Raw genomic sequence first — 18,328 nt, 5'->3', positions numbered from 1 at the left:
CGGATCCTCCCTTAGTTGGTGTAGTTGGATGCGAGCGCCCAATCGCGCTGGGCCTTGACGACCTCGTCACGCAAGCTTTCCCAGACGCGGCCGCGCGGGCGCGGCAGGTCAATCTCGACGATTTCCTTGACGCTCGCCGGGCGCGCGGTCATCACGACCACGCGGTCGGCGAGGTAGATCGCCTCGTCGATCGAATGGGTGACAAAGACGACGGTCGTCTTGATCTGTTCCCAAATGCGCAACAGTTCGCTTTGCAGGATGTCGCGCGTCTGGGCGTCAAGCGCCGCGAAGGGCTCGTCCATCAGCAGCACCTGCGGATCGGTGGAGAGCGCCCTAGCGATTGCCACGCGCTGCTGCATGCCGCCGGAAAGCTGCGAGGGGAAGCGGTCTTCGAAGCCCTTGAGGCCGAAGAGATGCAGGAAATGACGTGCCTTCTCGCGACGCTCCGCCGCCGGCACACCACGCACCTCCAGGGCATATTCGATGTTCTGCAGCGCTGTTCGCCAGGGAAAAAGCGCATATTGCTGGAACACATAGGCGGTGCGGGCATGCGGTTTGGAGACCTCGATGCCGTCGATGCGAGCGACGCCCGAGGTCGCTTCGGTCAATCCGGCAATGACATCGAGCAGCACCGACTTGCCGCTGCCGGACGGCCCGACCAGCGTGATGAATTCGCCGCGTTTGATGGTCAGGTCGACGCCATCCAGCACCGCAATGCGGCTCGAGGCGACGCCGTCCACCGTTACGGTCTGGCCCTGTTTGAGCGTAAAGGTCTTGCGCAGCGCGCTGACGGCTATGCGTTCCATGGTCGAACTCCCTTCAAACCTGCGCCACGCGGATGTGACGGGTCGGATCATCTTGCGCGCCGCCGGCGCGGCCGCGGTTCCACCCGAGCGAGCGGGCGTAGGCGCCAAAAAGGTCGCGTTCCAACACCTCGGCCTCCGCGATGCCTGTTGGTCCGTGCGCCGCCTCGGCGACATAGAGCGCATCCGTCGGACAATAGATTTCGCAGAGAAAACAGGTTTGGCAGTCGTCTTGCCGGGCAATGATCGGCAGACCCGTTTCGTCGCGATCGAAGACGAAGGCGGGACAGATCCGTTCGCAGATATCGCAGCGGATGCAGCGGTCGGCGGAGATAACCTCGATCATCGCTCAGCCCTCCCGAACCGTCTCAAAAGCGAGATCTTCACGCACGGCGCTCACCTGATCGAGCCCGGAGACGACGATGCGGCTCGCCTGCCCGTCGTCTTCGGTCGGAAAGTCACTCCGGCGGTGCACGCCCCGGCTTTCCGTGCGCAAGAGCGCAGCCGCGACCGTCCAGCGGGCGCTCGCCGTAACCGACGCCACCTCTCGTGCGCGAAGTCGGTCGATGCCGACCGCGGGCTTTGCCTGGTTGAGGCCGGCCCACACACCTTCCAGAATGCGGTGACTTGTCTCCAGGGCGCTGGCCTTGCGCCAGTAACTCCTGTCGAGCGGCACGATCTCCTCGTGCACCGCGCGGGCGGCGGCCGCGAGATTGACGTCTTCACGTTCGCCGGCGCCGCGCAAACCCGTCGCGCCGAGCGGCCGCAAGCGCGCCGCATCACGGGACTTTCTGCTGCTCGCATGCCGGGCGGCGCCGTGACCGGCCCACCAGCCGCTGGCAATCGCCCAGGAGGCATTGATGGCCCCTCCACCGGAAACCCCACCCGTCACGTTTTCGCGGCTCGCCGCGTCGCCGGCGGCGTAAAGCCCGGTAATGCCGGTGCCACAGTCGGACGAGACGATGCGGATACCGCCGGTGCCGCGCACGGTGCCCTCGTATTTGAGGTCGACCCGGAACAGGTGCTCGAAGGGATTGATCCCCATCCGGTCGTAAGGCTGAAAACAGTTCGGCTGGCCACGACGCAGCCAGTCCTGCATCGCGGGTTCGGCAAGATCGAGCCGGGCATAGACCGGGCCGGACAGCAGGGCCTCGGCCACTTGCCGCTCGCCGCCGCCGATACCGTTCGTCACCGGCTCACCGCGGGCGTCGCGCAGCACCTCGCCGTTCTCTCGGTAGAAGGTCGCCCAGCGAAAAGGCAAGCCCTTGTTCAGCGAGGAACCGTGCGGGGCGAGCGTGTATTTGCCGGTGAATTCCATGCCGGAAAGGGACGCGCCGGCCTCTGCGGCGAAGAGATAGCCATCACCGGTGAGCCCCGTGCCACCGAGGATGCGTTCGAAGAAGGCGCAGCCGCCGGTGGCAAGCACGACGGCACCGGCCGATACGGAGAAGCTTGCGCCATTGCGGCGAGAAAGCCCCGCAGCCCCCCCGACATGATGATCGTCGCCAAGCAGTTCCAGGATAGGATGGTGGTCAAGGATCGTGACACCGGCCTTGTGCACACGCTGGCGCATGAAGCGCATGTAGTCAGGACCGCGCAGGTTGGCGATATAGAGGTTGCCATCCTCTTCGCTCGGAAAGGGATAGCCCCATTCGACGAGCTTCAGGAGGTTTTCGTAGGCGCGGTCAGCCGCGCGCAACATCCAGCGACGATCGGCAAGGCCGGCAGTGCGCTTGAAACGCTGCTCGACCGAGGCTGCGCGCCCTTCTCCCGGCGGCACACACCACGTTCCCGTGTTGGACGGAGCCGTGGCACCGCTCGTGCCGTGATAACCCTTGTCAGCCAAGACGACGCGCGCGCCGGTCTCGGCAGCGGAAAGCGCCGCCCAGGCGGCGGCGGGGCCCCCACCGACAACCAGCACGTCCGTTTCGATGTGGCGCCCGTCTTCGGTGGGCTGTTCCTTGCGACGCGATGCCATGATGTCCCGGTACAGAAAAGGAAGCGTTGGCCGGCTGTACGGCCGGCCGTTTCACGATTGCGGATCAGGCTGCGGTGGAGAACCAGGACGGTTCGTTGCCAGCCGACCACTTGATGTTGCAGCCGATCGAGGGCACCTGGCCGGTGCCGACAGCTTCGCCCTTCAGGACCGCGTCGACCGCAGCGCGCAGATCCGCACCCGTCACATCCTTGCCGTTGCCGGGCCGGGCTTCGTCGAACTGGCCGTGATAGGCAAGCTTGCGATCTCGGTCATAGAGAAAAAAGTCCGGAGTGCAGGCGGCACCAAAGGCCTTGGCGACACTTTGCGACGCGTCCTTCAGATAGGGGAAGCCATAGCCGTGAGTCTTTGCCTCTACACCAATCCGCTCCAGCGTTTCTTCCGGATGCGCCTTGGCGTCGTTGCTGTTGATCGCGACGACGGCAAGCCCCTGCGTGGCATAGTCGCGCGCAAATTTCGCCAGTTCCTCGCGGATCAACACCACGAAGGGGCAGCGGTTGGAGATGAAGGCGACGAGCAGCGCCGGGCTGTCCTTGAACTCGGCCAACGTGAACAGGTTGCCATCGGCATCGGGCAACGTGAAGTCCGCCGCGCGGGTTCCAAGCGTAATGGGATTGGATTCGGTTTTGGGCATGGTATCCTCCTGGCAAGCCAATAGAAATATTACCTCATAAAACACATAGATTTTATAGATAACAATTTTCTCCGGATTGCAGGCCGCGGAGATAATCTTGCTGCGCAAGGACACAAGGCTCGGATTCTCGTTTCGGAGTGGCGGTCTTTTGGCAGCGCGCGCCTCAGTCGAACTCGCGAAATTCTACGGCGCATGAGCGGACAACAATCGCTCGCCGCGAAGCTTCACTGCCTGATCGTTACGCACGACCCGGACCTCAAACTTGAGGATGCCCCCTGGCCACAGCTGCGAACCCTGTTGAAGGACCTCATCCGGATCAACGGTGCGCGAGACGATCAGTACCGTCACGAACGACTGCCGACGCGGTCGGAACCAGCCCGCAGTTTCACTCTGAGGGGGAGATCTAGCAACATGGACCTCGGCAAATCAACGGGCGTGCGAGACGTTTTGGACCTGGCGACGCAATACAAAGCCGCCGCCGTCAAGCTGGGTGAGAACCCATCCAGTCCTAACCATCTTCCGCAAAGGCTGCTGGCTCTTCATGCCATCGAGCTTTATCTCGATGCTCTACTTCAGGCGAAAGGCCTCGATGACGAGCCGATCCACAACTTCCAACATGACCTTGGCGAGCCGGCCCGAAGAGCGGGGGCCGCAGGACTTGTCTTGCGCAAGCGCACGCTGGCGCATCTGGCAACGCTCTCCTCAGCTCAAGAGTATCTCATTGTCCGATATGCTCCTGAGCTGACGTCCACGCTCTCGCAGGTGAACCGGGTTATGACGACGCTTGAGGAGGTCTCGCGGAAGGTCCCAAAGATGGTGAAGGCGACCAAGCCCCATAAGTGAACTTGATCGCTGGCGGCCAAAGGGATGGCGGGTTTTCCGAGTTGGACCCGCACTCGAAGGTATGTCAGACAGTGCTGCCCGAGATTTGCATTCAGCGTTGACTGGATCTTATCAAAAAATGACTCGCAACAAAATTCCCAAATTGGAAACTTTGTGCTTGTTTCCAAATTGGGAATTCGTTAAATAGGGACTCAAGTGAACGTTATCGCTAAATCTGCGCTGGTCAGCTTTTGGAATAGCTTGCCGAAAGGCGGCCCCAGAGAGACCGCGCGAGCCGCAATGACGGAATGGTATACTACCGCATCGAAGGCGAGCTGGAGTAATTTTAGCGAGTTAAAGAAGACATTTAACTCAGCGGATCTGGTGGCCGGCAACAAGGTTATCTTCGACGTCGGCGGCAACAAGTACCGCATTGTGGGGCTGGTCGCATTTCGGTCCAAGCGGATTTTCGTCCTGTTTGTCGGGACGCACGCCCAGTACGATGCGATCGACGTCAAAGAACTCTGACGTGAAAGGAAGTCGACATGTTGGATTTGAAAGGGTTTCGGACGCTTCAGAGTGAGGCCGAGTACAACGCCGCACTGAAGGAAGTTCGGCCATATTTCGAAGACGAACCCGAAGAAGGCTCTGAGGAAGCTGCGCACTTTGACGCGCTCGTCCTTCTGATCGAACAGTACGAGGGCAAGCACTATCCAATCCCGACGGCGAGCCCCGTTGAGGTGGTCAAGTCGGTGATGGCTGCGAACAACTACACGCGCGCCGATCTCGTGGCGGTCATTGGTTCGAAAGCGCGGGCGGCCGATCTTCTGAACGGAAAACGGGAAATTAATCTGGATCAGATTAGAAAGCTCAGCAAAGAATGGAACATCCCGGCTGGTTCACTGATCGGCGAAGTGGCGGCCTAAGGGATTCCGGCTAAGCTCGCCCCATCAGCCCGATTGACCAGGCGAGCAACGTCGTTGATGCGCTCGATTACGACCCGAATCATTCAACCCCGGACGATCGAATTCGTTCTTTCAGGTTCGAGTCGGGCCGGGCCCACCATACCACCATACTGAGCGCTAAACGGCCAACACTCAGTTATCAAAAAGAGCGGCGAGCCCCGGGGAAGCTGGCAAGTGCCAGTCGATACATTATGCGATCTCAAGCGCACAGAACGGGAACAAGAGGCATAGACGCGGCCAAGTGTCAATGATGCGAAGTGAAGGGCTACTGCGAATGGGAGGGCCGTCGAGAAGCGTCTAACTATTGATTAGTTCGAATATGCGGCTCTCACTTCACGCCCGGGGGCATGCGCCGGCCCAGTCCAACTGACGATTTCGCGGAGCCGGGAGCCACGTCGTCGCCATGTCGGGCAATCAGCGTCGGTGCCTTCCGAAATCCGGTATCGTATCGAACGAGGCCGTACGCCTCGCAGACCTTGGCCGACATCAAGACCTGCAACTCTTGACTGTCGTCGATATCGAAAGACTGGACCACACCGGAGCTGATGGCGAAGACCTCGTGCGGCTCGAGGCCGCTGTTGTCCATCAGGATCACTTCATCCGCAATCCGCAGAGCTTCGGTCAGCTTCTCGAATGACCCTTTGTGCCGCCTGCGAATGTCGCCCTCCGGGATGTCGTGGCCGCCCTTCAAAACGCGCTGCCTGACACGCTCGACGTTCGTCTCAACGGAATCCAGGGCGACGTAGTAGAGGCCGACTGTGAACCCGGCTGCCTTTGCCTCGCGCATCAGCCGGAGCGATTGCTGGCTGCTTAGTGTGGATTCGAAGATGAAGGATTGCCGGGTTTCGATCATCTCGGCAATCTTACGAAGGGCGGCCTCAGAAGCTCGCCGTTCCTTGGATTTGCCTTCAGTGGCCTCAGTAAGCGCACGGGCGATTTCGTCGGCGTTGATCCACGCGCCTTCTAGCTTCAGTTTCGCGAAAGCAGAGGACTTGCCGGAGCCATTCGGCCCACCCAGGATCACGCACGACAATTCCGGCATGAACGATCACTACCTCACGGTAGCCCGAACGCGATCTTTGCGCTCGTGTTCGGCCCGATCCTTGGCCTCGTTCTGTCGGTCCTTGGCAGAGATAGTCAGACCCAGACGACGGCTTTCGGCCAGAGCTTCCCGGCCGATCTGCTTCAGGGCTTGTTTGTTCTCGCGATATTTTTGCAAGAGCATTGTCAATCTCCTATTCCATCCTCAACATAGTGCGTTCAGCCGTCAGCTGCAAATATCACTTTTGCCAAGTTCCACCGATGGCAATGGACCGAGGAAGACCGCCTCAATGCGAGCTCCGGGATCTTCCCTTCCTATCTCTGACTCGACCCGCGGTTTACTGCGATGGGGGACGGCTCGGCCTCCCACCGAGCGCCGGAGCTTTGCGAAGAGGTCCATCGCGCCTCGAGCTTGATTAATCGGTTTGCCGCCCTTGGAAAATAATCTGGCGGTACCTGTAGCTCGATGGTTCGCTGATAACCAATTGGTTGCAGCTCCGAGTCTTGCCGGGCCCACCATACTCACCACACCAAACGGCTATCGCCACTAATGATGGGCAAATTGGCGAAAACCTGCTTCGTCTAATCTTGACGTCCGCATCAGTTGGGGGGGGGCTTTTGAAATGCGGGAGGAACGCAAAAAAACCTCTTCGGCCTGCCATCGAACGAGTGAGGAAAACACTCACGGCAAAATTCAGGGGATTTTGCCGGGATTGCGGAAAACACCTTTTAGCCGAAGAGAGGGCGGCCGGTCATCTGCGCTGATGCGTCGATCCCCATGAAGGGGCGAAGGGGGCAGAGCCCCCCGGCTCCTCCCCTTCATGTCAAATCTTGCGGCACCAGCCGCACCGTCAAAGGATGAGCGCCCTCTATGCGGGCGATGCGACTGAGGGGATCCCGGTTGTCCCTGACAGAAAGGGACTCGACTGCGCGCTAACTGGCCGCAAACTTCACCCATTGCATGATTGCGGGAGGCAGACTGGGTGATTAGGCTCCGCGGCATTGCGCAGATCCTAGAGCCAACGAGGATGATGATGGCGATCGGTACGGTAAAGTTTTTCAATCACGACAAGGGGTACGGTTTCATCTCACCTGAGAACGGTGGAACCGACGTGTTCGTTCATGTGTCCGCGGTCGATGGCACAGGTCCGCTTCGCGATGGTCAAAAGGTCAGCTACGACATCGGGCAAGACCGAAAGACCGGAAAATCGAGGGCCGAAAACGTCAGGGCAGCCTGAGAGCGCAACCCGCCATCCCAGTCGATCCCTCGTCAGGGCGCGAGGCACTCCTCACATATGCCGCAACCGTCGACGTCCATTCGTGAGGTCAGGCGCTTCTTTTGACAAAAGATGCAAACCGTCGTCGCTTGCGCATCTCGTTTGTCGCGCGTGGGCGGAATGATTTCGATCTTGTGATCTGAAACTGCGTTCGTTGCCACCTGGTCCATGTCGAAGCAAAGCTCCGCCGTTGCAGCTCTAAGGCTGCGACCACCCGTGGCCGGGCAGCCAAAGGCCGGGGGGCCTGCCCTCCGGCCAATCTCATTTATGCGCCGTCATGCATCGCGATCGATTTCGACGATTTCGGTCGGCCCTTCCATCTCGCGCACACCCTGGAACGAAGGGTGTCGAAGCTTTCCATCTTGCGTCCAGGCGCGATACTCGATGTCGGCGACCAGCAGCGGCTCGGAGAAGACGGCGCCTTTGCGCTTGAGCGCCACCGGCGGTCGCTTCGCCGGGATCGCGTCGAGCAGTTCACGAAGCTGTGAAGATTCCTTATTGCTCCACCCGGTACCGCAGCCGCCAACATAGACGAGACCGTCACCCTTCTTGGCGGCCAGCAACAGCCGGCCGATCGCGCCTGGCATGGTCGACGGCTCATAGCCGACGATCACGAACCAGTCGCGCCGCGCGCATTTGATCTTCAGCCATTCCGGCCGGCGGCCAGAGTGATAGGGCTTGTCCCGACGCTTCGCGATGATGCCTTCGAGCCCGAGCTCGCACGCAGCGCGGAAGAACTCGGCGCCGTCAGCGTCCACCTCCTCGGAGAAGCGTATCGCGCCGGTGCGTCCGGCGACGATCGGCTCGAGCAATTGCCGGCGCTCGGACAGCGGCAAGGAGCGCAGATCGCGCCCATCGAGGTAGAGAAGGTCGAAAGCATAGAAAATGATCTCGCTCGGCTCGTGCAGGCTCGGCTTCTTGCCGACGGCACGTTGTAGCAGACCGAAATCTGAGCGGCTCTGGTCGTCGAGCACAACCGCCTCACCGTCGATAATCATAGACGTGTGGCCGAAATCGCGGGCCTCGGCGACGATCGCACTGAACTTCTTCGTCCAGTCGTAGCCGCCGCGCGTGATCGCCCTCACCTCGCCTGGCTCAACGTGTACGGCCAGTCGATAGCCGTCCCACTTCACCTCAAAGGCCCATTCCGGGCCTTTCGGCGGTTCGTCCACGAGGGTTGCCACGCATGGCTCGATCCGGCGCGGCATCGGATCTGCCGGTTGCGCTGGTGGTGCGCTCTTTGCTGCTTTGGCCATTCAACGTTGACGATTTGCCCGCCTCTGGATCATTGCGGCTAACGCAGCGAGCCGACTTTGGGGCAACTTGACAATGAAAGTATCAATGTCGCGTCCGAAGTTCGACCAGGCCTTGTCGCCGTCGATACCCTTGTCGATCACGCCGGCCTCTTCGAGCTCGGAGCGATCCATGTTTATGCGTGCAAGGGAAATCTGCAGCAGATCCGGGCCGGTGATCATCGCCCCACTCCCTGCTGTCTGAGGTTCATCGTTCCATGAGAAGATTGCCGCGCTGCGTTGTCCGGTTCCGCGGACTCTTCCTCCTCGATGGCCCTCTGATAACAATCCTCGATATCCTGGGCGATGCCATCGGCGTCATAGAGGTAACCATCTGTGCCGCCGTCAGTTTCAATGATCTCAGCCAGTGAGTTCATTACCACGCGACCGAGGTGTTGCAGGGCGTCGCGATGATGATCGGCGCCTCCGCTCGCGAACGCTTCGCGCGCCTCGTCGATCGCTTGACGCATGGCCTGAAATGATCCGTCGATATGAAGCTTCGTGTTCACAGCACCGCCTCCTCAACGCACGGCTTGGTGCAACAGACTCCTAACGCAATACTCGTGGATAGGTTCACTTTACTATCGACAGACAGCTAAACGCCACAATTGATTCGCTATCGGCGATCCGCAATCACCCCTTGGTGTGTTGCTTTGCCATCAGTTCGGCGCATACTTGACCATCGCTGGGCAGTTTTTAGGGCCCCGACGACTGGAAGATCATCGCGCTTTCGCCCCAGTACAGGAGGTCGTGTGATGTCTCCCACGGCCAATTCAAAGGTACTTCTTCCTCACGAAATCGACGAGATCGAACAGATCTTCCTGTACGTCCTGCGCGGGCTCGGTGTGCCGCGGAACAGCGAGGCCGCAGAGGCTATCGCCATACGAATTATCAATTGCTACCAAGGAGGTGTTCGGGAAAGCGGCGCGCTGAAGTATATGATCGGCTTCTATAAGACGCAGGCGTTGAACGAGAACTCCGACGCGGTCACCCTGAGCAAACGATTGGTGTCCATGGAGGAGATTGCAGGAGCCCTGAACACCCGGATCATTCAGGACGAGCTCGAGATCCTGCAACGGACGTTCGATCGAGTGTGCACCTGGTGCGGTATCCCGCCCTATGGAAATCGGGCCGATCGACTTGCCCGGCACATCATCGATGAATTCGGCAGCGGTTTGAAAGACGAGGCTGCGCTGTTCGAGAATGCGATGTGGCGGGAGCAGAATTCCGACGCCGCGACCTATCGGTCGGACGCGTAGGGAACGTTCTGCATCGGCGGCCGTTGTCTGCATTGCCGATGATCCACCCCCAACGGATCAACAGCAGGGCTTCCATCGAAAGTTTTAAGAGTGGCGGCCCTTTTGGTGTAGCACGGTTGGTATAGCACGCGCGCTCTAGGCCCCGTCGAAACGGACGGGGTCATTCTCAACAAACCCTTCCTCACTTCATTGACTGCCTCCCCAAATCTGGGCGTTGACTCTCACAAGGCACGAGAACATTATGAGAACATTCCACGGCGATGCGCCCGCCAACCTGAAAACCGACGAATGAAATACTCCAGTCCCAACTGGAGAAGGAGAAGCCATGCCCGCACCTCAATTGCAAATCCATTCCGCGGACGATAGCCGGCCCGTTGACGAGGCCGCGGCAGCCGTTGCTTGGCACGCGGGCGACAAGGATGCCACGATCCGCACTCTGCTCGACGACTGCCGGCACCTGCGCGCGCAACTTGCTCTGGCCGAAGGCTCGATGAGCATCGGCTTTGCCCGTGGCTGGCGACCGAGCCTCGACCGCCATGAAGGCGACCAATCATGAGCGACGAACTGGGGGCCACGAAGAAATCAACCGACGGCCCTTGGGTGCACCTTTGTGAGCACCCTGGCTGCAAGAAATGGGGTGGTTGCGGATACGCTGTCGGCAAAGGTCCGTCCAACTGGTTTTGCTACGAACACCGGCCGGCGACGTGGCCGCCGTCAAAGCAAGCGTAAATACCGAGCGCCGGGCGGGGGCGCGTTTTCCAATTAGTGCGGCACAACACCAACCGGCAATGAACCTGCCAGGGAGAAAACCTGTGCCCGATCACGACCAGCTCGATCAAATGATCTATATCCACCTCACCACGACGCGCGGTCCGTCAAAACGTGCGCTTGCCGGCACGGGAAAGTCGCGACGGCGTGAGCGACCGAGCGCGCACTCGATCGCCACTGAGATAGTGAAGGCGATCCACGTCAATCATCGGATCGAGCGATATGGCGTCACCGTGCCGGAAGTCGAGATCATTGACCTACTCGCTGAAGAACTTTGGAACGTGCCCGCTGTGACAACGAAGGAACTCGTCGGTATCGACGCCAATAAGCGGGACGCCGCCAAACGAACGATCACCAACGTGCTACTGGCCGCCCTTACCTCCCGATACGAATGCACTTTCTTCAGACCCGAGTATCGGGGCATGGGGGCGTCGTCTTATGGGGCGCGTTGACCATGCCGCAGCCGCCAGATGGAACCCGCGCCACTCAGATCCGTTTTCCTTTCGAAGGGAGTAACGGCAAATGGCAACCAAAGACACCAATGCAACGCCTGAGCAGGCAAAGCCGAAAGATATCCACCAACCGGCGGATCGCAAAAAGCACCGCGACGAAGAGTCGATCGCGCCGCCAACTGTTCAGCCGCCTGGCGCTAAGGATACCAGCGAAAAACCTGAGGTGAATCCCGTCACTGGCGTGCGATCTAGGGTATTGGAGGCGGTGGCAGTTTCGGTCATTGTCGTCTGACTTTACGTCTTCGCTGGGTCCCTGCCCAATGCATCACAGATTTTCTGCCACGATTTTGCGCCCATTCCCTTCATCCGCAACGCGTCTGTCGTGGGTACGAGCTTCATGTCGTCTGCGGTCTCATACCCACGCCGTTTGAGCTCGCCGAGCAGCTTTGGGTTTCTCAGCCCTAAATCTGAAAGCTTCGTGGTCATGCCAGCATAAGATCAGGCTTTCGCACACCGCACAATTTGGAGGATTTTCCAAAAGGCGCGGAATTAGTCGCCGCACGTGATAGTCTTAGAACGAGCCCGAGTGATCCTTTCGCCTACCCGGGCTTCTTGGCACAGCACACTTTCGGCCCCGTTGGTTACTCTCTGAGGCCATTTTTTGAAGGCAGGAACCATTCCTGTGTTCCGGCGTTTTCCCCTAGTCCTGACCCGCTTTGCACGATCGGACAGGCACAGAGCTTCACAAAGTCCCCAGTGAAGTCTCCCGATAAGCGCCTACGGCCTCGTCGCGCTCAACGACGGGGCCTTTCTTTTAATGGCCTTGCTGCTAGGAGGCTTACGGCCTCACTGTGCCTTGATGAAAAAACATCTGCCATTTCGCCCCGTCATGCTTCCAAATGGAGCTTCGCAATACGCACCGCGTTGAACCGTCTGAATACGAGGTCTTTGTCTCGTAGGTCAGGAGGACAGCGTCCTTCGAGATGGGCGTCAGAGCGTAGTTTGCTGTCCGAAGTTCTCCATCAAGGATACCGCCCTCTTCCACAAGCAGATCGATGGTAGTCGTTCGGTCGTAAACGCTGCCAGAAGCTCCAAATTCCACAAACCCGTCGGCAAGCAACATTTCGATGGCCGCCCTGGAACGCCTCACCTCGGGACGATGAAGGGCCTCTTCGAGAGACTGCATTTCTTCAAGGCTGGGGACGCTGGTCAACATTGGCACCTCGTTAGGCCATACCGCTAGAACTTACTAACGATCTCACTTCCTGCAACTGTCTGTCTGATCTACGCCCACCCCGAAATCTAGGGGACACTTTGCTCCTTTCGGTCGCAACTGGTCTCGTCGAAGCTTCCGCTCCTACCGCAACGGAGAAAGCAGACATGACCAACAACGACCGGCGCGAAATGAAAGCCAGCAATATCCCCGCATTCGTCGTCGACGTGATTGAGGCCGGGTGCGACATCTGCGCTGTCGGACCCGAAAGCTACGTTATTGGAGATTTGGACGGGCAGGATGCCGCGATCGAGGAGCTAAAACGGATCGGGGAGCGATACGGCGATCGTGCTCCGCTGAAGCTTGAGATCATCGCCTATCTGTGGTCGATCGGCCGATACATAGAGCTTGGGTCCAGAAGCACGCGGCAGTAGGACCCAGGAACGGGCGAGCCAGCCTATTTGTCGAAGCGGTGCAGAAACGACATCCACAGTCCCTCAAGAACCATCATGAGGTGATACAGAGCGAAAAGACCAATCGCCGCAGCAAATGCCAAATACCCGAAACCCAAGATCCACACACAGTGTGCGCTTGTGCAGGGATCATTGTTTACGAGGTACGAATAAGACCACGGCACGAACGCTGAAACGGCAATGATGATCATCAATCTGTATCTGGTTAGCATAAGGGTTCCGCCTCAATTGCGCGGAGAAATCAACTGAAAGCTGCAAGCTTGTCAATCCGAAATCCCGTAGGGGATGTGAATTCCAAACAGCGGTATCAGGAGCCGACGTTGCAGCCGGAGATCACTGAGCGGGCTCCGCAAGCGTCGAGCCGGGCGGTTCAGCTGAGCTTCAGGCTTGAGGAGCCAAGCTGACGCTAGAAAGGATGCGTCAAATGAGAATTCTAATATCCGCCCTTGGCGCCGTCGTCCTGGTAGCATCTTTCGGGCTACCGCTAAACGCCGCGCCTATTTACGTGCCGAAACCGGAACAAGTGCAGACCGGCGATGTCGAACAGATAAAGCACCGGAAACATCGTCATGAGCATGCGGATCGCCACTGGAAACGGAAGTACGCCCATCGTCACTGCGGTTACTACGACAGGTGCTACCCCCGCTATTCCCGGTATTACGGCTATCGTGACCATTACCGATACGGCTATCGAGACTACTATCAGCGGCGGCAAGGCGTGACGGTCTACTTTAACTTCTAGCCGGAAATCTCGCTTAACACCGCCCTTGGGATACCCAGGGGCGGTTTTGGAAGCCACTGACTGCTGATAGGCTCGATCATGACAAGCTGATCCATGCGTTGATGTACGGCAGCACGGCTTGTCATCCCCAGGACGTACAGCCCCTTTTTCCAAACGTCTTGCAGCACAGCTCTCGAACCATTTCCGCGGTGCCCGCTTCCAAGGCACGTCCTCGACTTCGCTGAGTAAAATCACAACTTCTGAAATATATTAGAACGGGTGCAGAACGCTCGCGGCACGAACAAGGATCGGATTCCGTTCTATCACCCAACCGGGGGAGGAACATTCGCGAACCTGAGGTAAAGGTTTGGGCTTAGAGGAAAATTGTGAACCTAGGACTTAAGTCTGACCCTTTCCGAAAATGGTCGGGGGAGCATTGCGGAATCTCGGCACCCTTGCCATTACTAGTTGAGCGTCAACCGCACTTGGCGCGAGTGACCCCAGAGCACGCATCAGGCAACGCGAGCGCTCTGGGGTCAGCAAATCCAGGACGGCGATCAACATGAGGTTCAGTGAGCGAAACCGCTCCTCGTTGCGTGCCTCGATTCTCTCATAGTTTATACGGCTCCCGTCCGGCTCCTTCTTGGCGGTCGACTGGCGCCGATCCCACTCGTCGAGGATGGCATTCATGCCGTCGATCTCGGATTGCGTCGACCGCCAAAAGGCGCGCGCCTCGCATAGGCGAGGAACGTCGTTCTGTTCATCGGATTTATCTCTTTCTTAATGGTGGACTTGGTAGTTGTGTCCGCGGGCCAGCGAGCGGAAGGGTTGCGGAGATTAGTTATGAATTGGTCGCCCGATATTCGGCGCTCGTTCGTACGCCGGCTCATAGCTTCCATCGTCTTCGCCTACTTGTTGCGGCGGCAGCAGCGAGACGAGCGGTTTTCCCAATCAGTGTTTGCAGTCGCTCCAGGCGCAGCGAGAACATGGCATTCGCCGCCGCCCGTTCCACAACGATTGCGGATACGCACCTTTTCTGATGAACAACTGTCCGCGTATTTAGCGGCCGGCCTGACCCGGTATCCCACAGCGATACAGCGCCTGTTGCGGACCATGCGTGAGCCATTTTCCACGTCGCGGAAAGTCTTGAACCAGAACATAAGCGCTATGCTGGCATTATCAGACCAAATGCCCTTCATCGCATCGCTGGGACCCGAAGAGCGCTACAAAGCTCGTCATCGGCTGGTCAGAGATTTCTGTGACGTCATCGCAGAGTGCGTCCGTTCCGACAGCGGAATCGAGGATCCGACACAGATCTAGAGCTAACAACGGCTGTACCGCAATAATGCGGGCGGTTATTTGGAGATCAGAAGCGAATGGATGCTTTAGGTGCTATCATTCTGGTCGCAGGGCTGTCCTGGCTGACCAGAAGACCTCTAGCTGAAAGCCTCTTGCGCGACATCGACAAGAAGCGAAACCTACCCGTAGAGCAAATTGCCGTCCGTGGCCGGTTCCTTGACTGGCTCGCGGCTCTGCCGGTTTGGCCAGGAGCCGCGCTGATCGTCATCGGTGCCTCCATGATCTTCTGGCTCTGAGAGACCGCACTCGTTCAGTCTACCCCTCGAGCATCGCGAACCCCACACCGGCTTTGCGGGTCGATTGAAAGTGATTATTTTAGTGATGTCTTTCCTACTATGCAGGAGGCATCCATGGGGCTTGGCGGCACAACGGTTCGGGGCGAGTTTCTGGGCAGCTTTTCTATCGCGTCCATTGACCCGGTCTTGGGGGTTTTCGAACTATCAACTTCGGCTGGAACGACGATCGAGATGCTGCTTGACCGGTACAGCGCCGAGAAATTGATGTCGGCACTTGCGCAGTTCCTAGCCCAAGGGCAGGCAGCGGAGTTTGACGACGGGATGTGAAGGTTTCTAGAGACCGCGAGCTATTTAGAGAGGAAAGGACATGCCCACTTGGGGGCGATCGCGCTGATCGCATGTGTGTTGTGGCTCGATCGAAGAGCCCTCGCGGAGTGGCTCATCGGCATTCTCAACCCAAAGCGGGGCCTTCCCGCCGATCAAATCGCCGCCCGCGGCCAATTGCTTGACCAGATCGCCGCGTTGCCGGGTTGGCCTGGCGCCGCGATGATCGTCGTCAGCGGGATTGTGATCTTGATGTAAAAAGGCTCTGGAGCGAACGCGGCCTTTCGAGGAAACCTCAACCGTCGGGCAGGTCAGATCCTTTTGGCTTGGAAAAGCGCACGCCGACCCCGCCACCATTTTCCGGGATGAATTCTAATCCAGCAGCTTCGAACGCGATGCGGATCGCCTCCAACGTCGCGGCATACCCCGGACGGCCAGCCTCAATCCGCGTCACGGTCGCCGCCGTAATGCTGGCGCGACTTGCTAAATCACGAACACCCCACTTCAAGGCAGCTCGCGCCATGCGGATTTGATCGGCGGTCAACATTATAACCTTGACATAATCTTTGTATGATTCAAACTCTCTGCGACGGTATAAATCGGCCACGCATGGTGCTTGCGACACCTTGCGTGGCCTGACCGCAATTCAAGCTATAGGGAGCTCGGATCATGGCTGATTCTGAGATTAGCAGAACTTTGCCTGCAATCACGCGTGGAAAAGATAATCCCCAAAATGGCACCGCCGAAGGCCTGCCGCGCCTCATCGATCGTCGCAACCTTCTCCCAGTCGCCGCACGTTGGCTGAGCCCACGCATCGATGAAGCGCGCGTCCTGCCGAGGGAGAGTGGGCCAACACCTGTCAGAGAGATGTGGCCGCGATGGTACGCGTGCCATCAGCAGCGCCTGCGGGCGACGCACCTCAGACAAAAGCTTGAAACCGAAATCCTAAAGGCGACCGGCGGCACTCCGGCTGTCGAGATACCGATACCTGGGACCGATCGGCTTACCTCGGTTCGCTCTTTTGCCGACATCAATCGCCTGGCCGCTAAGCTGAACAGCGAACAACTGTCAGAGGCACGGGCTGAACTTCGCCGGCGTCGGAAGCAATGGAGAGAAACGGATCAGCGTCTCGGATACGCCGATGCCGTCGCCCGAGAACAGGAGCTCGCACATCAAGCGGGCATAGCCGGGCGCGTAGTGCGGATCACAGCGCCCTCCTCGCTGATCGAAGTCACCGCAAAGCTTCATTGCCTGATTGTCATGTGCGATCCGGGTCTGGAGCTCGACCTTACGCCGTGGCCGGAGCTACGCAGATTGTTGAGAGACCTCATGCGCATCGGTGAACGAGGCTGAGAGCGGTGGCCTCTCGGCGCTTCGATCGACACGTTACCAACAAACGTCACCACGAATTTCGACCAGCCTTGGAGGGCAACTTCAATGGATCGCGCGTATCCAGGCCAAGAGCCAAGCATTCGCGACACATTGGCACTGGCAGCGCAGTATAGAGACGCGGCCGTCAAGCTTGGTGCCACCTCGCCAAAACCGGCGCACCTTCCGGTTCACCTTCTGGCTCTGCATTCGGTTGAACTCTATCTGGATGCGCTCCTGCTTGCCAAAGGCCTCGACCACAAAACGATCCACGGCTTTCAACACGATCTTGGCGAGCGGTCCAGGGTAGCCATTGATGCCGGGCTCGTGCTGCGTACACGCACGGCGGCACACTTGGCTACCCTCTCCTATACCAAAGAGTATGACGCCGTCAGATATGGCCCAAGGCAGGCTTCCAAGTTCTCCCAGGTGAACCGGGTGATGGCGACACTCGACGAAGTCTCGCAGAAGGTGCGAAGGGTGTTGCGGCCCGTCCCGTAATCAAGGACTGGGTGCGGTTGGCTCGCCGCGGCGAAATCGGACAAATAATCGCGATGCGTTGTAGCCTTACATGCAGACATGGAAATATACTGAGCTCCCAAGTCCAACGGAAAGAAGGACGAGAGCGTGCACGAACATAGTGTCGAAAATGGCCCCAAGGGCGCAAACTCCCCGACCGAGCTTCAACACCTTGCGCAGAAGCTTGCGGACCTGGCCGAACAGATCAAGACGATCACGGCGACCCCCATCGGCGAAACCGTCTCCCTGCACGAAAGCGACGAAACATCTGGGCAAGCATCGCTCGAGTAGCGGAGGCGCCACATAGCCTCTGCATAAGCCGACGCCGATTTTGCACCCCAAGATCGTTCGAAATCACTCTTTTCAGGTATGGCGATCATCCCGATTTGCGCCTAGAACCTGGCGCACGGTGGCAGCCGTCGGGATATTCGATGAGCCGTACGAGGCGGCGCGCTCGAATATCCCACGCGCGCGCTCACCGATCGGTCAGGTCGTCGGCCTTCACTCGCCCGCAGGCTTTAAGGCAGGGTTCCGCCCTGCCCCAAGGAGACGGAGCGGAAGGCTGAGTTTGCGGTGGACCATTCCTGCCCGCGACTAACTCGAATTGACTAGTCAAATCCCCTAAAAATTCATTGCTTCCAGTCGTCGCAATTGCGAGAATACACCTGTAATTGCGCAACCGAAAATCACACGTAAGAGAAGAGATTCGTGCTGGTTTTATTGCCGCGCAGTTCCGCAATTTAAGAGAAGCGCGCCTCGATTGAGCCTCCGCCCCCTGCGGAGGCTCAATCATTTTGTGGGTGTCC

Annotated in this window: 29 protein-coding genes; 17 read left to right on the top strand and 12 right to left on the bottom strand. The window is 58.8% G+C overall.

The features are described from left to right. Positions 1-11 precede the first annotated feature (11 nt). From IB277_RS34470 to IB277_RS34450, 5 genes are all read right to left on the bottom strand, one after another. A complete protein-coding gene (locus tag IB277_RS34470; RefSeq protein ID WP_192372882.1) occupies positions 12-806 on the bottom strand; it encodes an ABC transporter ATP-binding protein in 795 nt (264 codons plus the stop codon). A 13-nt stretch (positions 807-819) separates the two neighbouring features. Further along, positions 820-1,149, bottom strand: a complete 330-nt coding sequence (locus IB277_RS34465) for a ferredoxin family protein (RefSeq protein ID WP_060582850.1) — start codon at positions 1,147-1,149, stop codon at positions 820-822. A 3-nt stretch (positions 1,150-1,152) separates the two neighbouring features. Continuing rightward, the gene (locus IB277_RS34460; RefSeq protein ID WP_110819026.1) at positions 1,153-2,781 is read right to left on the bottom strand and encodes an FAD-binding protein; all 1,629 of its coding nucleotides are present in this window, start codon (positions 2,779-2,781) and stop codon (positions 1,153-1,155) included. A 64-nt stretch (positions 2,782-2,845) separates the two neighbouring features. Beyond that, a complete protein-coding gene (locus IB277_RS34455; protein ID WP_060582852.1) occupies positions 2,846-3,433 on the bottom strand; it encodes a thioredoxin family protein in 588 nt (195 codons plus the stop codon). Positions 3,434-3,616: 183 nt separating this feature from the next. Beyond that, entirely contained in the window at positions 3,617-3,781 is a 165-nt protein-coding gene (locus IB277_RS34450; RefSeq protein WP_192372880.1) for a hypothetical protein, read from the bottom strand. 63 nt (positions 3,782-3,844) lie between these two features. On the opposite strand from IB277_RS34450, the gene IB277_RS34445 reads away from it, so the two are divergent. The 3 genes from IB277_RS34445 (at position 3,845) to IB277_RS34435 (ending at position 5,181) form a co-directional block, all read left to right on the top strand. Beyond that, a complete protein-coding gene (locus tag IB277_RS34445; protein WP_192372878.1) occupies positions 3,845-4,276 on the top strand; it encodes a hypothetical protein in 432 nt (143 codons plus the stop codon). 195 nt (positions 4,277-4,471) lie between these two features. Continuing rightward, positions 4,472-4,783 (top strand): type II toxin-antitoxin system HigB family toxin, encoded by a 312-nt coding sequence (locus tag IB277_RS34440; protein ID WP_192372876.1) that lies wholly within the window; start codon positions 4,472-4,474, stop codon positions 4,781-4,783. Positions 4,784-4,800: 17 nt separating this feature from the next. After that, on the top strand, positions 4,801-5,181 hold the full coding sequence (locus IB277_RS34435; RefSeq protein ID WP_029742565.1) for a type II toxin-antitoxin system HigA family antitoxin: 381 nt from the start codon (positions 4,801-4,803) through the stop codon (positions 5,179-5,181). Positions 5,182-5,548: 367 nt separating this feature from the next. Here IB277_RS34435 and IB277_RS34430 read toward each other — a convergent pair whose 3' ends face one another. After that, positions 5,549-6,262 carry a zeta toxin family protein gene (locus tag IB277_RS34430; protein ID WP_113553750.1) on the bottom strand — a complete coding sequence of 238 codons (714 nt, stop codon included), beginning with the start codon at positions 6,260-6,262 and terminating at the stop codon, positions 5,549-5,551. A gap of 9 nt (positions 6,263-6,271) precedes the next feature. After that, positions 6,272-6,445 (bottom strand): hypothetical protein, encoded by a 174-nt coding sequence (locus IB277_RS34425; protein WP_192372874.1) that lies wholly within the window; start codon positions 6,443-6,445, stop codon positions 6,272-6,274. Positions 6,446-7,295: 850 nt separating this feature from the next. Between IB277_RS34425 and IB277_RS34420 the strand changes: the two genes are divergently transcribed. After that, positions 7,296-7,499 carry a cold-shock protein gene (locus IB277_RS34420; RefSeq protein WP_060586362.1) on the top strand — a complete coding sequence of 68 codons (204 nt, stop codon included), beginning with the start codon at positions 7,296-7,298 and terminating at the stop codon, positions 7,497-7,499. Positions 7,500-7,813: 314 nt separating this feature from the next. On the opposite strand, the gene ligD is transcribed toward IB277_RS34420, so the two are convergent. Genes ligD through IB277_RS34405 form a run of 3 tightly spaced genes read right to left on the bottom strand, consistent with a single transcriptional unit; the run spans position 7,814 to position 9,339 of the window. Beyond that, entirely contained in the window at positions 7,814-8,794 is a 981-nt protein-coding gene (gene ligD, locus IB277_RS34415) for a non-homologous end-joining DNA ligase (RefSeq protein ID WP_060586363.1), read from the bottom strand. After that, on the bottom strand, positions 8,795-9,013 hold the full coding sequence (locus IB277_RS34410; protein WP_060586365.1) for a hypothetical protein: 219 nt from the start codon (positions 9,011-9,013) through the stop codon (positions 8,795-8,797). Continuing rightward, the gene (locus tag IB277_RS34405) at positions 9,010-9,339 is read right to left on the bottom strand and encodes a hypothetical protein (protein WP_060586366.1); all 330 of its coding nucleotides are present in this window, start codon (positions 9,337-9,339) and stop codon (positions 9,010-9,012) included. Before IB277_RS34405 ends, IB277_RS34410 begins: the two co-directional genes overlap by 4 nt. Positions 9,340-9,585: 246 nt before the next feature. Here IB277_RS34405 and IB277_RS34400 point away from each other — a divergent pair, with 246 nt between their 5' ends. The 4 genes from IB277_RS34400 to IB277_RS34385 all read left to right on the top strand — a co-directional run bounded on the left by IB277_RS34400 (position 9,586) and on the right by IB277_RS34385 (position 11,601). Then, positions 9,586-10,089: a hypothetical protein gene (locus IB277_RS34400; RefSeq protein ID WP_192372870.1), complete on the top strand. Its 504-nt coding sequence runs from the start codon at positions 9,586-9,588 to the stop codon at positions 10,087-10,089. 325 nt (positions 10,090-10,414) lie between these two features. Then, the gene (locus tag IB277_RS34395; RefSeq protein ID WP_060586372.1) at positions 10,415-10,645 is read left to right on the top strand and encodes a hypothetical protein; all 231 of its coding nucleotides are present in this window, start codon (positions 10,415-10,417) and stop codon (positions 10,643-10,645) included. 256 nt (positions 10,646-10,901) lie between these two features. Next, a complete protein-coding gene (locus IB277_RS34390; protein ID WP_060586373.1) occupies positions 10,902-11,309 on the top strand; it encodes a hypothetical protein in 408 nt (135 codons plus the stop codon). 70 nt (positions 11,310-11,379) lie between these two features. Next, entirely contained in the window at positions 11,380-11,601 is a 222-nt protein-coding gene (locus IB277_RS34385; RefSeq protein ID WP_192372868.1) for a hypothetical protein, read from the top strand. Positions 11,602-12,147: 546 nt separating this feature from the next. Here the strand turns inward: IB277_RS34385 and IB277_RS34380 are convergent. Then, positions 12,148-12,525 (bottom strand): DUF4440 domain-containing protein, encoded by a 378-nt coding sequence (locus IB277_RS34380; RefSeq protein ID WP_060586377.1) that lies wholly within the window; start codon positions 12,523-12,525, stop codon positions 12,148-12,150. A gap of 164 nt (positions 12,526-12,689) precedes the next feature. On the opposite strand from IB277_RS34380, the gene IB277_RS34375 reads away from it, so the two are divergent. The 6 genes from IB277_RS34375 (at position 12,690) to IB277_RS34355 (ending at position 15,893) form a co-directional block, all read left to right on the top strand. Beyond that, on the top strand, positions 12,690-12,956 hold the full coding sequence (locus IB277_RS34375) for a hypothetical protein (protein ID WP_192372866.1): 267 nt from the start codon (positions 12,690-12,692) through the stop codon (positions 12,954-12,956). Positions 12,957-13,419: 463 nt separating this feature from the next. Next, a complete protein-coding gene (locus tag IB277_RS38400; protein ID WP_113553756.1) occupies positions 13,420-13,737 on the top strand; it encodes a hypothetical protein in 318 nt (105 codons plus the stop codon). A gap of 822 nt (positions 13,738-14,559) precedes the next feature. Beyond that, positions 14,560-15,036 (top strand): hypothetical protein, encoded by a 477-nt coding sequence (locus tag IB277_RS37905; RefSeq protein ID WP_210339713.1) that lies wholly within the window; start codon positions 14,560-14,562, stop codon positions 15,034-15,036. 56 nt (positions 15,037-15,092) lie between these two features. Further along, positions 15,093-15,311, top strand: a complete 219-nt coding sequence (locus IB277_RS34365; RefSeq protein ID WP_192372864.1) for a hypothetical protein — start codon at positions 15,093-15,095, stop codon at positions 15,309-15,311. Between the two features lie 114 nt (positions 15,312-15,425). Continuing rightward, positions 15,426-15,638, top strand: coding sequence for a hypothetical protein (locus IB277_RS34360; protein ID WP_192372862.1), 213 nt, complete (start codon positions 15,426-15,428; stop codon positions 15,636-15,638). 48 nt (positions 15,639-15,686) lie between these two features. Next, complete coding sequence (locus IB277_RS34355; protein ID WP_060580849.1) at positions 15,687-15,893, top strand: hypothetical protein; 207 nt, start codon at positions 15,687-15,689, stop codon at positions 15,891-15,893. A 37-nt stretch (positions 15,894-15,930) separates the two neighbouring features. Here IB277_RS34355 and IB277_RS34350 read toward each other — a convergent pair whose 3' ends face one another. Continuing rightward, positions 15,931-16,158 carry a helix-turn-helix domain-containing protein gene (locus IB277_RS34350; RefSeq protein WP_090428798.1) on the bottom strand — a complete coding sequence of 76 codons (228 nt, stop codon included), beginning with the start codon at positions 16,156-16,158 and terminating at the stop codon, positions 15,931-15,933. A 146-nt stretch (positions 16,159-16,304) separates the two neighbouring features. On the opposite strand from IB277_RS34350, the gene IB277_RS34345 reads away from it, so the two are divergent. From IB277_RS34345 to IB277_RS34335, 3 genes are all read left to right on the top strand, one after another. Then, positions 16,305-16,988 carry a hypothetical protein gene (locus IB277_RS34345; RefSeq protein WP_192372860.1) on the top strand — a complete coding sequence of 228 codons (684 nt, stop codon included), beginning with the start codon at positions 16,305-16,307 and terminating at the stop codon, positions 16,986-16,988. Between the two features lie 84 nt (positions 16,989-17,072). Continuing rightward, positions 17,073-17,504 (top strand): hypothetical protein, encoded by a 432-nt coding sequence (locus IB277_RS34340; protein ID WP_192372858.1) that lies wholly within the window; start codon positions 17,073-17,075, stop codon positions 17,502-17,504. Between the two features lie 126 nt (positions 17,505-17,630). Beyond that, a complete protein-coding gene (locus tag IB277_RS34335) occupies positions 17,631-17,813 on the top strand; it encodes a hypothetical protein (protein WP_192372856.1) in 183 nt (60 codons plus the stop codon). The last annotated feature ends 515 nt before the right edge of the window (positions 17,814-18,328 follow it).

Origin of the sequence: Ensifer sp. ENS07, assembly GCF_014852185.1 — a bacterium.
In the GTDB taxonomy this organism is placed as follows: domain Bacteria; phylum Pseudomonadota; class Alphaproteobacteria; order Rhizobiales; family Rhizobiaceae; genus Ensifer; species Ensifer adhaerens.
This window is presented reverse-complemented; position numbering and strand designations above follow the sequence as displayed.

Excerpts from the sequence above, each read along its gene's own strand:
- IB277_RS34410 (WP_060586365.1), bottom strand. The coding sequence starts at position 9,013 with ATGATCACCGGCCCGGATCTGCTGCAGATTTCCCTTGCACGCATAAAC.
- IB277_RS34340 (WP_192372858.1), top strand. The coding sequence starts at position 17,073 with ATGGATCGCGCGTATCCAGGCCAAGAGCCAAGCATTCGCGACACATTG.
- IB277_RS34460 (WP_110819026.1), bottom strand. The coding sequence starts at position 2,781 with ATGGCATCGCGTCGCAAGGAACAGCCCACCGAAGACGGGCGCCACATC.
- IB277_RS34365 (WP_192372864.1), top strand. The coding sequence starts at position 15,093 with ATGGATGCTTTAGGTGCTATCATTCTGGTCGCAGGGCTGTCCTGGCTG.
- IB277_RS34455 (WP_060582852.1), bottom strand. The coding sequence starts at position 3,433 with ATGCCCAAAACCGAATCCAATCCCATTACGCTTGGAACCCGCGCGGCG.
- IB277_RS34435 (WP_029742565.1), top strand. The coding sequence starts at position 4,801 with ATGTTGGATTTGAAAGGGTTTCGGACGCTTCAGAGTGAGGCCGAGTAC.
- IB277_RS34375 (WP_192372866.1), top strand. The coding sequence starts at position 12,690 with ATGACCAACAACGACCGGCGCGAAATGAAAGCCAGCAATATCCCCGCA.
- ligD (WP_060586363.1), bottom strand. The coding sequence starts at position 8,794 with ATGGCCAAAGCAGCAAAGAGCGCACCACCAGCGCAACCGGCAGATCCG.
- IB277_RS34420 (WP_060586362.1), top strand. The coding sequence starts at position 7,296 with ATGGCGATCGGTACGGTAAAGTTTTTCAATCACGACAAGGGGTACGGT.
- IB277_RS34430 (WP_113553750.1), bottom strand. The coding sequence starts at position 6,262 with ATGCCGGAATTGTCGTGCGTGATCCTGGGTGGGCCGAATGGCTCCGGC.
- IB277_RS34385 (WP_192372868.1), top strand. The coding sequence starts at position 11,380 with ATGGCAACCAAAGACACCAATGCAACGCCTGAGCAGGCAAAGCCGAAA.
- IB277_RS34400 (WP_192372870.1), top strand. The coding sequence starts at position 9,586 with ATGTCTCCCACGGCCAATTCAAAGGTACTTCTTCCTCACGAAATCGAC.
- IB277_RS34380 (WP_060586377.1), bottom strand. The coding sequence starts at position 12,525 with ATGTTGACCAGCGTCCCCAGCCTTGAAGAAATGCAGTCTCTCGAAGAG.
- IB277_RS34350 (WP_090428798.1), bottom strand. The coding sequence starts at position 16,158 with ATGGCGCGAGCTGCCTTGAAGTGGGGTGTTCGTGATTTAGCAAGTCGC.
- IB277_RS34425 (WP_192372874.1), bottom strand. The coding sequence starts at position 6,445 with ATGCTCTTGCAAAAATATCGCGAGAACAAACAAGCCCTGAAGCAGATC.
- IB277_RS34470 (WP_192372882.1), bottom strand. The coding sequence starts at position 806 with ATGGAACGCATAGCCGTCAGCGCGCTGCGCAAGACCTTTACGCTCAAA.
- IB277_RS34395 (WP_060586372.1), top strand. The coding sequence starts at position 10,415 with ATGCCCGCACCTCAATTGCAAATCCATTCCGCGGACGATAGCCGGCCC.
- IB277_RS38400 (WP_113553756.1), top strand. The coding sequence starts at position 13,420 with ATGAGAATTCTAATATCCGCCCTTGGCGCCGTCGTCCTGGTAGCATCT.
- IB277_RS34445 (WP_192372878.1), top strand. The coding sequence starts at position 3,845 with ATGGACCTCGGCAAATCAACGGGCGTGCGAGACGTTTTGGACCTGGCG.
- IB277_RS34360 (WP_192372862.1), top strand. The coding sequence starts at position 15,426 with ATGGGGCTTGGCGGCACAACGGTTCGGGGCGAGTTTCTGGGCAGCTTT.
- IB277_RS34465 (WP_060582850.1), bottom strand. The coding sequence starts at position 1,149 with ATGATCGAGGTTATCTCCGCCGACCGCTGCATCCGCTGCGATATCTGC.
- IB277_RS37905 (WP_210339713.1), top strand. The coding sequence starts at position 14,560 with ATGAATTGGTCGCCCGATATTCGGCGCTCGTTCGTACGCCGGCTCATA.
- IB277_RS34345 (WP_192372860.1), top strand. The coding sequence starts at position 16,305 with ATGGCTGATTCTGAGATTAGCAGAACTTTGCCTGCAATCACGCGTGGA.